Annotated in this window: 12 protein-coding genes; 8 read left to right on the top strand and 4 right to left on the bottom strand. The window is 41.2% G+C overall.

Annotated elements, in window-relative coordinates:
* Nucleotides 1–654: 654 nt before the first annotated feature.
* Both LU279_RS12905 and LU279_RS12900 read left to right on the top strand, forming a co-directional pair.
* On the top strand, nt 655–1410 hold the full coding sequence (locus tag LU279_RS12905) for a hypothetical protein (protein WP_274422895.1): 756 nt from the start codon (nt 655–657) through the stop codon (nt 1408–1410).
* A 366-nt stretch (nt 1411–1776) separates the two neighbouring features.
* Entirely contained in the window at nt 1777–2316 is a 540-nt protein-coding gene (locus LU279_RS12900; RefSeq protein WP_274422894.1) for a hypothetical protein, read from the top strand.
* 132 nt (nt 2317–2448) lie between these two features.
* Here LU279_RS12900 and LU279_RS12895 read toward each other — a convergent pair whose 3' ends face one another.
* The 3 genes from LU279_RS12895 to sdaAB are packed head-to-tail and all read right to left on the bottom strand — an operon-like array spanning nt 2449 to nt 4727.
* Nucleotides 2449–3150, bottom strand: a complete 702-nt coding sequence (locus tag LU279_RS12895; protein WP_274422893.1) for an HAD family hydrolase — start codon at nt 3148–3150, stop codon at nt 2449–2451.
* Nucleotides 3151–3168: 18 nt separating this feature from the next.
* The gene (gene sdaAA, locus LU279_RS12890) at nt 3169–4044 is read right to left on the bottom strand and encodes an L-serine ammonia-lyase, iron-sulfur-dependent, subunit alpha (protein ID WP_274422892.1); all 876 of its coding nucleotides are present in this window, start codon (nt 4042–4044) and stop codon (nt 3169–3171) included.
* Nucleotides 4045–4046: 2 nt separating this feature from the next.
* Nucleotides 4047–4727, bottom strand: coding sequence for an L-serine ammonia-lyase, iron-sulfur-dependent subunit beta (sdaAB, locus tag LU279_RS12885; protein WP_274422891.1), 681 nt, complete (start codon nt 4725–4727; stop codon nt 4047–4049).
* A 249-nt stretch (nt 4728–4976) separates the two neighbouring features.
* On the opposite strand from sdaAB, the gene LU279_RS12880 reads away from it, so the two are divergent.
* Together LU279_RS12880 and LU279_RS12875 are read left to right on the top strand one after the other, a co-directional pair.
* On the top strand, nt 4977–5576 hold the full coding sequence (locus tag LU279_RS12880; RefSeq protein ID WP_274422890.1) for a hypothetical protein: 600 nt from the start codon (nt 4977–4979) through the stop codon (nt 5574–5576).
* 360 nt (nt 5577–5936) lie between these two features.
* Entirely contained in the window at nt 5937–8570 is a 2634-nt protein-coding gene (locus tag LU279_RS12875) for a cation-translocating P-type ATPase (RefSeq protein WP_274422889.1), read from the top strand.
* A gap of 125 nt (nt 8571–8695) precedes the next feature.
* On the opposite strand, the gene LU279_RS12870 is transcribed toward LU279_RS12875, so the two are convergent.
* Nucleotides 8696–9805: a DUF362 domain-containing protein gene (locus tag LU279_RS12870; RefSeq protein WP_274422888.1), complete on the bottom strand. Its 1110-nt coding sequence runs from the start codon at nt 9803–9805 to the stop codon at nt 8696–8698.
* Between the two features lie 260 nt (nt 9806–10065).
* Here LU279_RS12870 and LU279_RS12865 point away from each other — a divergent pair, with 260 nt between their 5' ends.
* From LU279_RS12865 to ffh, 4 genes are all read left to right on the top strand, one after another.
* A complete protein-coding gene (locus tag LU279_RS12865; RefSeq protein WP_274422887.1) occupies nt 10066–11976 on the top strand; it encodes a BMP family ABC transporter substrate-binding protein in 1911 nt (636 codons plus the stop codon).
* 1 nt (nt 11977) lies between these two features.
* Nucleotides 11978–12595 (top strand): metallophosphoesterase family protein, encoded by a 618-nt coding sequence (locus LU279_RS12860; protein ID WP_274422886.1) that lies wholly within the window; start codon nt 11978–11980, stop codon nt 12593–12595.
* A gap of 70 nt (nt 12596–12665) precedes the next feature.
* Nucleotides 12666–12989: a YlxM family DNA-binding protein gene (ylxM, locus tag LU279_RS12855; protein ID WP_274422885.1), complete on the top strand. Its 324-nt coding sequence runs from the start codon at nt 12666–12668 to the stop codon at nt 12987–12989.
* 3 nt (nt 12990–12992) lie between these two features.
* The gene (gene ffh / locus LU279_RS12850) at nt 12993–14339 is read left to right on the top strand and encodes a signal recognition particle protein (RefSeq protein ID WP_274422884.1); all 1347 of its coding nucleotides are present in this window, start codon (nt 12993–12995) and stop codon (nt 14337–14339) included.
* The last annotated feature ends 43 nt before the right edge of the window (nt 14340–14382 follow it).

The following is a 14382-nucleotide window of genomic DNA, read 5'->3' as shown; positions in this document are numbered from 1 at the left end:
AGGGCTTGACCAAGAAGCTGAGACGAGCGGCTGGAACAGGAAGGGAGCAGAACGGAGTGAGTTTACTCACAGAGGGATGTTGCCAGACTGTGACAGACATTTGCGAAGCAAATGACATTGAGTGACGGAAGTCACGAAATGACCAGGCGAGTCGTTGAAAGAGTAAGCAAGGTTAAAATGATTCCAATGTCAACATGTATGTAGTTTTGAAAGTGCAATATGAGTAGCCGGTGAGGCTACTTTTTTCTTTATAGGAAATGAGCTATTTTTTTATTTGCAGAAACTTTTATTTACGTCATTTACGAACAGAAACCGGGAAGGGAACGTCCGGTGACAATGAAGCCAGTACCAGACAAGGGTACTGGTTTTTTGTACTTAAAATGCTTCCTATATATAAAGAGATAAAATATGAGATGTCTTTTTGCTACTGTTTCACAGCATAATTATCCCTTTTCTGATTGAGTATCTGCTATTTTTTAGAACATGGATTGTTGTCAAGAGCTTGTTGCGTAAGCAATTCTTGCACTCTTGATAAGGTATGGGATAAAAAATATTATGACAGATAGCAGAAAAGTAATGACTGCTCAATTTTCTGATGATTTACTAAAAAAAATAGTGATAGATAAACTTGAAATGATTAAGGAAGTGTATATCATGAAAAAAATTTTGAAATTAATGTTAATCATAATTGGAGCAATAGTTTCGATTTTTATAGCACTGATAGGTATTGGTTTGTTTGTTGACTTTGAATATGATGACCACATTAAAAACGGTCGTTATACCTATGTTCCCGAAGAAGAAAATAAAGATAACCAATATGTAGAATTTACTATGAGTGATTATGATAAAAATGATGAAATGCTTGTATATTATGGCACGATCGAAGAAGCAATTTTAAACTCCCCTTTGAATGCTGAAAATGAGGAACTTTCCGTTCCTGCCGATTTTCTTAACCATGTTGATAAAATTTTACATATATGGCAAGGCGAAGATTATGATACGATATTCTATCGAGCTGGAACTGATAAAGATAATGTTCAAGGACTTGTGATGGTCCGTTGCAAGAAACAAACACAACACGGATATATACAATATGCATTTATGAATGCCTCTCCTATCACAACAAAAAAGGATAGGATATTACTAGATGATATTGCAGAACTTATTCGTTCTTCTTTAAAAATGAGCGATTTTCAGCAAGACTTAAATCCAAATTATCCAAGTAATCGTTTTGTTTTCGGTTATGCTCATGATAAAGAAATCTATTCATTGGAAGTGGAAGGACAAAAACCAGACGGTGTAATTGAAATCAATGTATACGACAGAACTATGTATTTATGGTATTACAATGATTTAAAAAGTAACAAACGAGGGGATTATCTAAGCTACTCCGTAGATGTACCTAAGTAAAATGTTATTTTTAAATAAGGCTATATTATTAATTAGTTGAACAGATGGAGTGAACCTGTGGCAAGCAAAGATTGAGGGGGATCATACAAATGGGATATTGTAATGATTTTAATAGGTGACCTTATTTTCCTTTTTTCCATTTATTGTTTTGCAAAAATCAAAAACGAAAAAATCCAGATGAAGCAGAGAATAAATTAAACTTATTTCTTATTTACATAATTTTTGTTTCAGTAGTTGCTTTTGTACTTTTTTATGGGTCTGAAAGCATTATTGTAATTTAAAATCAATGGCTTAAATAAAGTATGTTATAAATATTTAAAACAGAATAATTGAAAGAATTTTGCTGAAAGGATGAATATCTTATAAATGAATGTGGATCAAGAAATGTATATATGGATAGATACTATTTTTGAAAAAAATAAAAATGGAATTGTAGTTGACGGGTATTCATTTGATGATGATTTTGGACTTGAAGAAGATAAGTGGCATTACAGAGGGGACTTTTCTATAATTTCAAGAACGAATCATAAAAAAATATATAATGGGACAGTTGATGTGATACATTATTCTCGTTATGGACTAAAATGGATCGTTAATTATGATGTGGATTGCTTTATTCTGCCATTTTTAATTACAAGTAATAAAAATATGAATTTGATATATAGTGGTGAAATTCATATTTTGGCAACAGCAGAATTTAAAAGGTACAAGAAAAAAGCAAAATGTACAGATGGAATGTTTCAGATAATCTCAGAAAATTGTTTAGCAAATTTAAGAATAGAGGGTGGATTTTATTATATTGATTTATTTTCAGATGTATCCAATATGAATATTTCAAATATATATACAGAAAACTTTCGCTTTGCAGGTTATGATGAACCCATAATAAAACTTCTTTATGATTAAAAGGAAAATGTGATGATATATTCCTTAGGGGAAAGAAACGGGAGATACAGCGTGATTTAGAGAAGGGAATATTCTGTTTTCCAGTCAGAAAGATATGTCTATGACAGCCTAATCAAAAGCAGATGTGCAAAATCATAAGATCTTACACACCTGGAGAAATTTTTTCAGATCAGTAAAAGTTGTGATTACAGGAAATTTAGTTTCTTTTTCAGGGAGCCTTTCCTGACTGTACCAGACACCAAAAAGTCCGCAGTCACAGGCGCCCTGCACATCTTTTTTCAGATTATCTCCAATAAAAACACAGGAATCAGCAGTACATCCAGCTTTTTCCAGGCACACTTCAAAAAAATGTGGATGGGGTTTTTCAACGCCTGCTTCCTGGCTTGTGACAATGAAGTCAATATAGGAAGAAAAACCAAACTTTTCCAGCTTTTTAAACTGAATACTGGCTGTCATATCTGTTCCGATTCCGATTCGGATATGACGTGCTTTTAAGTCCTCCAATACTTTTTGAATACCAGGTGAAGGTCTGGCATCAGTAATCATGGTATCCCAGTAAGTATGATACATATTTTCCACATGAGGAAAAAGCGGCTGGGATAAAAGTTCCGTCATACATTGAAAACGAAGCATCCGGCTGTGAATGGCAGCGCTGTTTGTGCCAATACGTTCTGATATGATCTTCATAGCTTTTCCGTAACAGGAAAGCACCTGATTTTCAGAGATATTAAATTCTCTGATGCAATAAGTTGTAAGTGCTTTCATGCCTGAAAGATGTGCGCTGTCATAATCGTAAAGGGTATTATCAATATCAAAAATAACTGTTTTTGTCATATCTGTATTTCATGTATTTTATTTAAGACAGATTTTACAGCCCAGTTTTTTTCCGGTAGGGGTAGCAGCGCAGCCTCCAAGAGCCGTTTCGCGAAGCCCCGGTGGAATCTGTCTTCCTACCTGGTACATGGTCTGAAGCATTTCATCAAAAGGAATCAGCTGTTTGATGCCGCTTAAAGAAAGCTCTGCTGCGGTCAGAGCAACAGCTACGCCGGCAGCATTTCGTCCTTGGCAGGGACATTCTACCAGTCCTCCGATCGGATCGCACACAAGACCAAGAAAATTCATAAGAACAGAAGTTGCTGCATGGAGACACTGATCCGGTGTTCCGCCCATAAGTTCCACAGCTGCGGAGGCCGCCATGGCAGAAGCAACTCCCACCTCAGCCTGACAACCGCCTACAGCGCCTGCAACAGTAGCATTTCGCATAGCAAGATAGCCGATGGCGCTTGCATTAAAAAGTGCATTGATGATTTCCCTGTCCTCCAGGTGATATTCTTCCTGAAGAGCCAGAAGGAGACCTGGGATCACGCCAGAAGAACCGGCTGTTGGAGCGGCAACGATCAGTCCCATGGTTGTATTTGTTTCAAGAACAGCCATAGAATAGGAAATTGCTTTGGAAAGAACAGATCCGCAGATGGAATTACCGTTGATCCGGTGTTGATTTACAAGCTGCGCTTCCCCTCCGATCAGACCTCCAATAGACTTCTTCGGAGATCGGATGGGAGAGGCTACAGAATCTCGCATGATCTGAAGAGAATGATTCATCTGATCATAGATGGCTGCTTCTGTTGTTTCTCCCAGAATACATTCTCTTTTTTTCATAATTTCAGAAATAGACATATTTTCTGTATGGCAAAGCTCCAGTAGCTCCTGAGCATTTTTAAAATCCATAATTACATTCTCCTTTGAATTGGTATAAAAATAACATCCTGAACATTGGAGTTCAGTGAAATCTGAGCTTCCGCATCTTCTGGAAGGGTACCGTCAAATTCGATGATACTGTAGGCAATATCGCCTTTTGTTTCTCGGAAAAGCTTCATAAAAGCAATATTGACATTTTTTTCGCTGAGACATCCTGTGATGTGAGCAAGAACTCCCGGTCTGTCATAGTGAACTATGATCAGTGTACTGTATTCTCCGGAAAAATCCACGTCAATATGATTGATTCTGCTGATACGCATTTTTCCGCCGCCAAGGGACTCTCCTCGGACTGAATAAGAACGTCCTCCTTCGCAGGTGATATGAATATCAACTGTGTTTGGGTGAATGTCAGGGTCATCGGCGGCTTCGACAAAACGATAGGAAATGCCTCGTTCTTTTGCAATGGAAAAAGCGTCCGGTATACGCTTGTCATCTGTTGCAAAGCCCATAACTCCGCCGAGAAGAGCCAGATCTGTTCCGTGTCCCTTATAGGTTTGAGAAAAAGAATTATAAAGGACAAATTCTACATCTTTTATAGGACTGTCTGCCATCTGCTGTGCAAGGAGAGCAATGGAACAGGCACCTGCTGTATGAGAACTGGAGGGCCCGATCATTTCCGGACCCAGTACGTTAAAAGCACTGATAAATGTCATAAAAAATCCTCATCTTTCTGTATCCGTCATTTAATCACGATTTATGCAAATAGTATTGTACCATAAAAGGAAAAAAATTTATATTTATATTTTTACATACAGTAATGATTTACTTCCTGTATAAAGCTGTGTTATAGTAATACACAGATAACTTTGACAATACCAGCAGAGTTATCTTGTTAATCGGAAACGTCCGGGAATTGATCGGATGATCAGATTAACGAAATACAGAAATGAGGAAATGATAACATGAAAAAAATACAGAACCGGATTTTTAAGCTGTCAGTCATTCTTCTGACAGTTGGTCTTGTTGGATTATATTCTGAAAAAGGAACAGGAGAAATGGTATGGGGACAAGTATCAGAAGAGCGTAATATAGAAGAAAACACCGAAACAGAAAGTGATGCTGTAAAAATGAATCTGGAAGACGGAGAATATTCGATACAGGTGGATCTGGAAGGTGGAAGCGGAAAGGCAGGAATTTCATCTCCCACACTTTTTGAAATCAGAAATGGACTGGCGTATGCAAAACTTCAGTGGAGCAGTCCGAATTATGATTATATGATAGTAAATGGCAAAAAATATCTTCCGATTAATGAAGAAGGGATGAATTCTGTTTTTGAGATACCTGTAACGGCAATGGACGAACCTGTTTCTGTGATTGCCGATACAATAGCTATGGGGTCTCCTCATGAGGTGGAATATACACTTTTGTTTTACAGTGATTCTATTGGATCAAAAGGACAGCTTCCTCAGGAGGCTGCCAAAAGAGTAGTGGCTGTAGCGCTTGTGATCATTATTGGGGGAGGAATTCTGAATTACTTTGTAAATAAAAGAAAACGATATTAAGAAAATATAAAAAACAGTTGCATTTTCCGGAAAAATGATGCATAATAGCACCAATGAATACAACAGGTGTAAGGGAGTAGCTGACACCGTAAAGGCGTAACAGAATCAACATCATGGCCGGGAGACCTGGTTTTGTTTGAAACAGCGAGACTTATCTTTGGGAGGAATCCTTAGGTAAGTCTTTTTATTTTTTGAAAAAGCAGAATCCGGGTATAATGAAAGACAGGGGAAGTGTCAGAAAGGAGTAGATATCATACGCCGTATTCTTTGGCAGACCGGATAAATTTATTTGGAAATGCCCGCAGAAATAAAACAAAATCGTGCAGAAACTTAAACATACTGCACAGAAATGGAGGCAATATGAAAGAATATCTGTCAAGTTGTGAGGAAGTTTTAAAAGAACAGAATTCTTCTGAGCAGGGACTGTCAACAGGCGAAGCACAGCAGAGATTGTCCAAATTCGGAAAGAATGAACTGGAAAAAGGAAAAAAGACTTCTCTTTTAAAAAGATTTTTAGGGGAACTTGCAGATCCGATGATCATTATCCTGATCGTGGCGGCAGCAATTTCCGGAATCACAGCTTTTTATGAAGGCGAATCTTTTGCCGACGTTATTATTATTCTTGCAGTTGTGATTATCAATGCGGTACTGGGCGTTGTTCAGGAAAGCAAAGCGGAAGCTGCAATTGAGGCTCTGCAGGAAATCGCAGCGGCTACCAGCAAGGTACTGCGTGACGGAAAGGTAGTGACACTGAAAAGTGATGAGCTTGTTCCCGGAGATGTGGTACTTCTGGAAGCAGGAGATGCAGTTCCGGCTGACGGACGAATTATTGAATCTGCCAGTCTGAAGATTGAGGAAGCTGCTCTGACAGGAGAGTCTGTCCCGGCAAACAAAATTACAGATCTTCTTCAGCTTGGAGGAGAGAAGGACGTTCCCCTGGGCGATCGCAAGAATATGGCTTACATGGGTTCTACGGTTGTTTACGGACGTGGTAAAGTCGTCATTACGGGAACCGGTATGAACACAGAAATGGGTAAAATCGCTCAGGCCCTTTCACAGGCAAAAGACGATGCGACACCTCTCCAGATAAAGCTGAACCAGCTGAGTAAGATTCTTACCGTTCTTGTTATCGGTATCTGCGCAGTTATTTTTGCGGTAGGACTGTTCCGTTCAGGAATTAGCGGCGACACTATTCTCAGCACGTTTATGGTTGCAGTATCTCTTGCAGTTGCGGCAATCCCGGAAGGTCTGGCAGCAGTTGTGACCATTGTACTTTCCATTGGCGTAACAAATATGTCCAAACGTAATGCTATCATCCGCAAGCTGACAGCAGTGGAAACTCTTGGCTGTACACAGATCATCTGCTCTGATAAAACAGGTACATTGACTCAGAACAAAATGACAGTTGTGGAGCATGTGGCTGATAATGAACAGAACCTGGAGATTGCTATGGCTCTCTGTTCCGATGCAGAATACGATGCGGAAGCGGGAGAGGCAGTGGGAGAGCCTACAGAATGTGCTCTTGTAAACGATGCAGCCAAAAACGGTCTGCCAAAAACACAGTTAAAAGAAGAATATGTACGTGTGGGAGAAGCTCCTTTTGATTCCATGCGAAAGATGATGTCCACCGTTCATAAAACAAAAGAAAACAAGATCATCCAGTTTACCAAAGGTGCGCCGGATGAAGTTTTGAAATGCTGTACTCATGCAGTGGTAAACGGAGCAAGGGTTCCCATGACAGAAGAGATCAGGGCTTCTATTCTGAAAAGCAATAAAGCAATGGCAGACAGGGCTCTTCGTGTTCTCTGTGGCGCATTTCGCGAATGGGACAAAATGCCGGAGAGTACAGAACCTGAATTTCTGGAACAGGAGCTTACCTATCTGGGACTTTCTGGAATGATCGATCCGGTTCGCCCTGAGGTTAAGGCTGCCATCGTAGAGTGCCGTGAAGCAGGAATCCGTCCGATTATGATTACCGGAGATCACAAAGATACCGCAGTTGCCATTGGTATGGAACTTGGAATCCTTTCCGATTCTTCTCAGGCTATCACTGGCGCACAGCTCAATGAGATCAGTGATGAGGATTTTCAGAACAGAATTGAAGAGTTTTCTGTATATGCACGAGTTCAGCCGGAGCATAAAGTGCGTATTGTAAATGCATGGAAAAAGAAAGGCATGATCACAGCCATGACCGGTGACGGCGTCAATGACGCCCCGTCCATTAAGAGCGCTGATATTGGCGTGGGTATGGGAATCACCGGAACAGATGTAACCAAAAACGTAGCAGACATGGTTCTGGCAGACGATAACTTTGCAACCATTGTATCAGCGGTAGAAGAAGGACGTCGTATTTACGCGAATATCCGTAAGGCCATTCAGTTCCTGCTTGCTTCCAACCTGGCAGAGGTACTGGCAATCTTTTTCTCCACAATGATCGGATTTACCATACTGAAACCGGTACATCTTCTCTGGATCAATCTGATCACAGACTGCTTCCCGGCTCTGGCGCTTGGACTTGAAAAGAGCGAAGCAGACATTATGAAGAAAAAACCTCGTGATCCGAAGGAAGGCATTTTTGCCGGCGGAATGGGATTTGATGTATTTTTCCAGGGCGCCGTTGTAACTGCTCTGGTTATGATCTCTTATCTGGTAGGTCACAGAATTGAATCAGGCGCATGGGAATTTGTAAACAGCGCAGACGGAACAACTATGGCATTCCTTACTCTGTCCATGGTGGAAATTTGTCATTCTCTTAATATGAGAAGCCGTCGAGGTTCTATTTTTAAACTGAACAGCCATAACAAATTCCTGTATGGTGCAATGCTTGTTTCACTGATCCTCACAACCATTGTGATTGAGGTTCCGTTTATTGCAAAAGCATTCCAGTTTACACCGATTGGTTTCACAGAATATGTGATCGCTCTTGGTCTTGCAGTTCTGATCATCCCGATCATGGAGATCGTAAAAGCTATACAGAGAAAACTTGGAAAATAAAAAGTAACAGCAGAGAATGTAATAAACAGAAAAGACGTAAAGAAAGATCTGTAAAAAAGAACAGTTTCTAAAAAAGGACTCGGGGTTCCTAAGAATCCAGGGTCCTTTTTTCATGGGTATGACCTTTATTTTATGACTACCAGCTCATATTCATCTGTGCCAAGACCAAGTTTTTTTGCGTGATCAATGCAGATTCTCCAGTCTGTAGTGGGGAACATGGCTCCGAAGTGGTCGTGTCCTTCGTGATCTGCTTCAGAAAGGCAGGTGTTAGAGATCACCGGCTGGGCGTTTACCGCATCTGCGCAGGCAGTGTCAAGAGCCACCGGGTCAAAGGAGGCAAAAAATCCAACATCCGGGACGATGGCTGCGTCGTTTTCTGCATGACAGTCGCAGTAAGGAGATACGTCGATTACCAGGTTAATATAAAAAGCCGGACGTCCGTCAACAACAGCTTTTGTATATTCTGCGATTTTACAGTTCAGGATATCATTGGATTCGTCAGATGCTGCAACAATGGCATCTTTTGGACAGACTCCGATACATCTTCCGCAGCCTACGCATTTATTGTGATCAATAGAAGCTTTTTTATACTGAAACTGAGGCGCATCATGAGCACAGATTTTTTCACAGCGGTGGCATCCGATACACAGATCTTTTTCCACATGAGGTTTTCCGGCGCTGTGCATTTCCATTTTTCCGGCGCGGGAGCCGCAGCCCATTCCGATATTTTTCAGTGCTCCGCCAAAGCCTGTACATTCGTGTCCCTTAAAATGAGCCAGAGAAATAAATACATCCGCATCCATAACTGCGCGTCCGATTTTGGCTTCTTTTACATATTCTCCACCTTCTACTGGTACATATACTTCATCTGTTCCCTTAAGTCCGTCGCCGATGATAATATGGCAGCCGGTAGAAAGTGGTGAAAATCCATTGACATAAGCGCTTTCTATATGATCCAGTGCATTTTTGCGCCCACCCACATAAAGAGTGTTGCAGTCTGTGAGGAATGGCTTTCCACCAAGTTCTTTTACAGTATCTGCAACCACTTTTGCATAATTGGGGCGAAGAAATGCCAGATTACCAGGCTCTCCAAAATGCATCTTAATGGCGGTATATTTTCCGTCAAAATCAATGTTTCCGATACCTGCTTTTTTGATCAGGCGTTTCAGTTTATTCAGAAGTCCATTGTCAAATCCGGTTCTCATGCTGGTATAGTATACTTTTGATTTTTCCATAAAATATCCTCCTTAAATAAATTTTCTTTATGTAAAGAATACTCTATCTATATAGAAATGGCAAGAATATATTGAGGTAAAAACAAGAGAAAAGGATACTGGTATAAAGGAAAGAAAAAGCAAGGAAAAATCCGTCATACTGACTGAGACAGGCCGGTTTTTCTGGTATTTTTACGCTTGCGCCAGGGAGAGGGCTGGGGTATATTTATAAGAAAGAATGCAGAAAAATAACTATATGAAAGTATTGGAGGAATATATAAATGCTGGAAGAGTATAACAAGGCATATAAGCTTGGGAAAAAAGATTATCAGGCCAGAATGATGAAGGGAGAAAAACCTACACTGGAGGCTCTGGACGATATTCTGCCTGCCCGGGGATCCTGTTCAGAGGTTTCGCTGGGGTTGGTCCAGATTCCTATGGAGCAGATCGTGGGAACAAAAACAGAATCCAGAAGTAATGCGTTTGCAGGGAATTTTATGCCGATTCTGCGCGAAAATACGGAATTTGCCTATAAGTGGGCAGTCCTTGGGGAGAGCCATGTAAATGAAGGGATCCGCGATCCGATCAAAGCTTATGAGTATATGAATAAATTTTATGTGGAAGAAGGAAATAAAAGAGTCAGTGTTCTGAAATATTATGATGCAGTTTCTGTACCGGGGGTTGTCACCCGTATCCTTCCGCCGAAAACAGAAGAAAAGGAAAATAAAATTTATTATGAATTTGTGGATTTTTATGAGCTTTCCAAAGTAAATTACATATGGTTCACAAAGGAAGGAAGTTTTGCCAGACTGCAAAATCTTATCGGAAAAGGGCCGAAAGAAGTCTGGGATGACGATGATAAACTGAACTTCAGCTCTATTTATTCCAGGTTTGCTTTAGAATTTGAGGCAGCAGGAGGGAAAAAGCTTTCGATCACAGCCGGAGATGCGTTTCTTGCTTTTCTTACTGTTTACGGTTATCAGGCAGTATGCCGGAAAACAGTTGCGGAACTGAAAAAGCTTGTTAATAAGAGTTGGGAGGAATTTAAGCTTCTGGAACATGACAATGAGATTGAGCTGAAAATGGACCCAAACAGGGAAAAGAAGCCTTTGCTCAGCAGGCTTCTTACAGGTTCTACCAAGCTGAAAATTGCTTTTATTTACGCGAAAACGCCAGGCTCCTCTGCATGGACCTATGCACACGAGCTGGGACGCCTTCATCTGGAACAGACGTTTCCCGATGAGGTTACTACCATATGCTATGAAAATATTGTTCCGGAACTTGCGGAAAAAGCAATTACAGATGCAATTGCCAAAGGCTGTAATATGATCTTTACTACAACGCCTGCTTTTGTTCAGGCCAGTGTTAAGGCAGCAATTGCAAATCCTGATATCAGAATACTGAACTGTTCGCTGAATACTTCGCATCGGTATATCCGGACCTATTATGCAAGAATGCATGAGGCAAAATTCTTGATGGGCGCGATTGCAGGGGCAATGTCTGAAAACGGAAAGCTTGCATACATTGCAGATTATCCTATTTTCGGAACGATTGCAAATATCAATGCGTTTGCTCTTGGGGCAGCCATGGTAAATCCAAGGGCGAAAGTTTATCTGGAGTGGTCTACTTTAAAAGACGACGATCTTGGTCAGGTAATGGAGAGAATCAGAGACAAGGATGTTTCTGTGGTATCCGGACGGGATATGGTAATTCCGGAAGACGCATCCAGATATTTTGGGCTGTATCGTATGGAAAACGGAATGCCCCACAATCTGGCAATGCCTTTATGGCACTGGGGTAAATTTTATGAAGAGCTGATCCGCACTGTTATGAACGGAACCTGGAAATATGATGACAGCAGCTCAGAGAAGAAAGCCATTAATTACTGGTGGGGAATGTCCTCCAATGTTGTGGATGTAATCTGCTCACACACACTTCCAATAGGAACTCAACATCTTGTGGAGCTTTTGAAAGAAACCATCAGCCGTGGAGAATTTAATCCGTTTTCCGGTGTGCTTTATTCGCAGAATGGTGTGATCCGGGATGATCCTCAGGGAAGTCTGTCTCCGGAAGAGATCATTACCATGAACTGGCTTGCTGATAATGTGATTGGTTCCATTCCGAAAAGCTGGCAGCTTACGGAGCAGGCAAAACCTGTTACATTGCAGCAGGGTGTGGAGAAGGGACAGTAATATGAAAATACTTGCAATTGCAGATGAAGAATCAAAATACCTGTGGGATTTTTTTGAGAAAAGTAAACTGGAGGGGATTGATCTTATTATCTCATGCGGGGATCTGGATCCACGATATCTGTCTTTTCTTGCAACCTTTACTTCTGCGCCGGTTCTCTATGTGCATGGGAATCATGATGACAAATATAAACAGATTCCTCCGGACGGCTGCATCTGTATTGACGATCAGATTTATGTTCATGAGGGAGTGAGGATTCTGGGGCTTGGAGGTTCCATGCGGTATAAACCAGGAGTTTATCAGTTTACAGAACGGGAAATGAGAAGAAGGATTTTTAAACTGTTTCCCAAACTTTTATGGAGGAGAGGGTTTGATATTCTGGTCACGCATGCTCCGGCATATCAGCTGAATGACGGAAGAGATCTGCCTCATCAGGGATTTAAGGCATTTTTGAAGCTGATGGAAAAGTACCGTCCTAAATATTTTCTCCACGGTCATGTGCATATGTCTTATGGAAGAAAGCATAAACGATATGACAAATACCAGGATACTCATGTGATCAATGCATATGAACGTTTTGTTTTTGATTATGATGCCGAACACCCCGGGGACTGGACATAAAAATATTTGTCAAGAAAAAATACTTGACACCAGAGCTGTAATCGGTTATGATACACAAGGTGATTATCAGATGGAGAAATTTGTAGAGCAGACATTATTATATGATTTTTACGGGGAGCTTCTTACGGAACGCCAGCAGCAGGTGTATGAAAGCGTGGTACTGGAAGACTTTTCCCTCAGTGAAGTGGCGGAAGATCTTGGAATCAGCCGACAGGGCGTTCACGACATGATCCGGCGCTGCAATCATACTCTGGAAGAATACGAAAAGAAACTGCATCTGGTAGAAAAATTTCTCTGTATTAAGAAGCAGGTTCAGAGAATCAGCCAGATTGCAGAGAAGTATCATGACCGGGAGATTACAGAAATTTCCAAAGAGATATTAGAGGAGTTATAAAGCATGGCGTTTGAGAGCTTGACAGAAAAATTACAAAATGTATTTAAAAAGCTTAGAGGAAAAGGACGTCTTACAGAGGAAGATGTAAAGATTGCTCTGAAAGAAGTCAAAATGGCTCTTCTGGAGGCTGATGTAAACTTTCGGGTTGTAAAGCAGTTCACCAAGGCTGTTCAGGAGCGTGCCGTGGGACAGGACGTAATGAACGGACTGAATCCCGGACAGATGGTTATTAAGATTGTAAATGAAGAGCTTGTGAACCTGATGGGAAGCGAAACAACAGAGCTGCCTGTCAAACCGGGAAATGATATCACGGTTTTTATGATGGCAGGTCTTCAGGGTGCAGGTAAGACAACAACAGTTGCCAAGCTTGCGGGCAAGCTGAAATCCAAGGGTAAGCGTCCTCTTTTGGTTGCCTGTGATGTTTACAGACCGGCTGCGATCACTCAGCTTCAGGTCAATGGTGAAAAACAGGGCGTGGAAGTATTTTCCATGGGAGATAAACAGAACCCGGTGAATATTGCAAAGGCAGCTGTGGAGCATGCAAAAGCAAATCAGCAGAATGTTGTGCTTCTGGATACTGCAGGACGTCTTCATGTGGATGAGGACATGATGCAGGAGCTTGCTGATATCAAGGCGAATGTACAGGTAGATGCCACTCTTCTGATCGTAGATGCGATGACCGGTCAGGATGCTGTAAATGTGGCAAAGACCTTTACAGATAAAGTGGGGATTGACGGAGTAATCCTTACCAAGATGGACGGTGACACCAGAGGTGGTGCTGCACTTTCCATTAAAGCAGTAACAGGAAAGCCGATTCTCTATGTAGGTATGGGCGAAAAGCTTTCTGATCTGGAACAGTTTTATCCGGAACGAATGGCTTCCAGAATCCTTGGAATGGGTGATGTTATGAGCCTGATCGAAAAGGCAGAGGCTGCCATTGATCAGGAACAGGCTGCGGAGATGCAGAAGAAGCTCAAAAAAATGGACTTTGACTTTAATGATTATCTCACCAGTATGGAACAGATGAAAAAAATGGGAGGAATCGGCAGTATCCTGAATATGCTTCCGGGAGTGGGCAGCAAGATGAAGGATATTGAAGGTATGGTAGATGAAAGCGCTCTGGAACGCACTAAGTCGATCATTCTTTCCATGACACCTCAGGAGCGGACGAATCCGGGAATTCTGAACGTATCCCGCAAAAACCGTATTGCCAGAGGCGCAGGGGTGGATATAGCGGAAGTCAACCGTCTTGTAAAACAGTTTGAGCAAAGCAAGAAAATGATGAAACAGATGCCCGGAATGATGGGCGGAAAAATGGGTAAAAGAGGCGGCTTTAAGCTTCCCTTTTAATATAAATTAACAAAAAAAGAAAAGAGATAAATGGAGGAAAACA

Source organism: Blautia sp. XA-2221, assembly GCF_028767025.1.
Classification (GTDB): Bacteria; Bacillota; Clostridia; order Lachnospirales; family Lachnospiraceae; genus Blautia_A.
The sequence above is the reverse complement of the archived record's forward strand: the minus strand, read 5'-3'. Positions and strand labels throughout refer to the sequence as shown.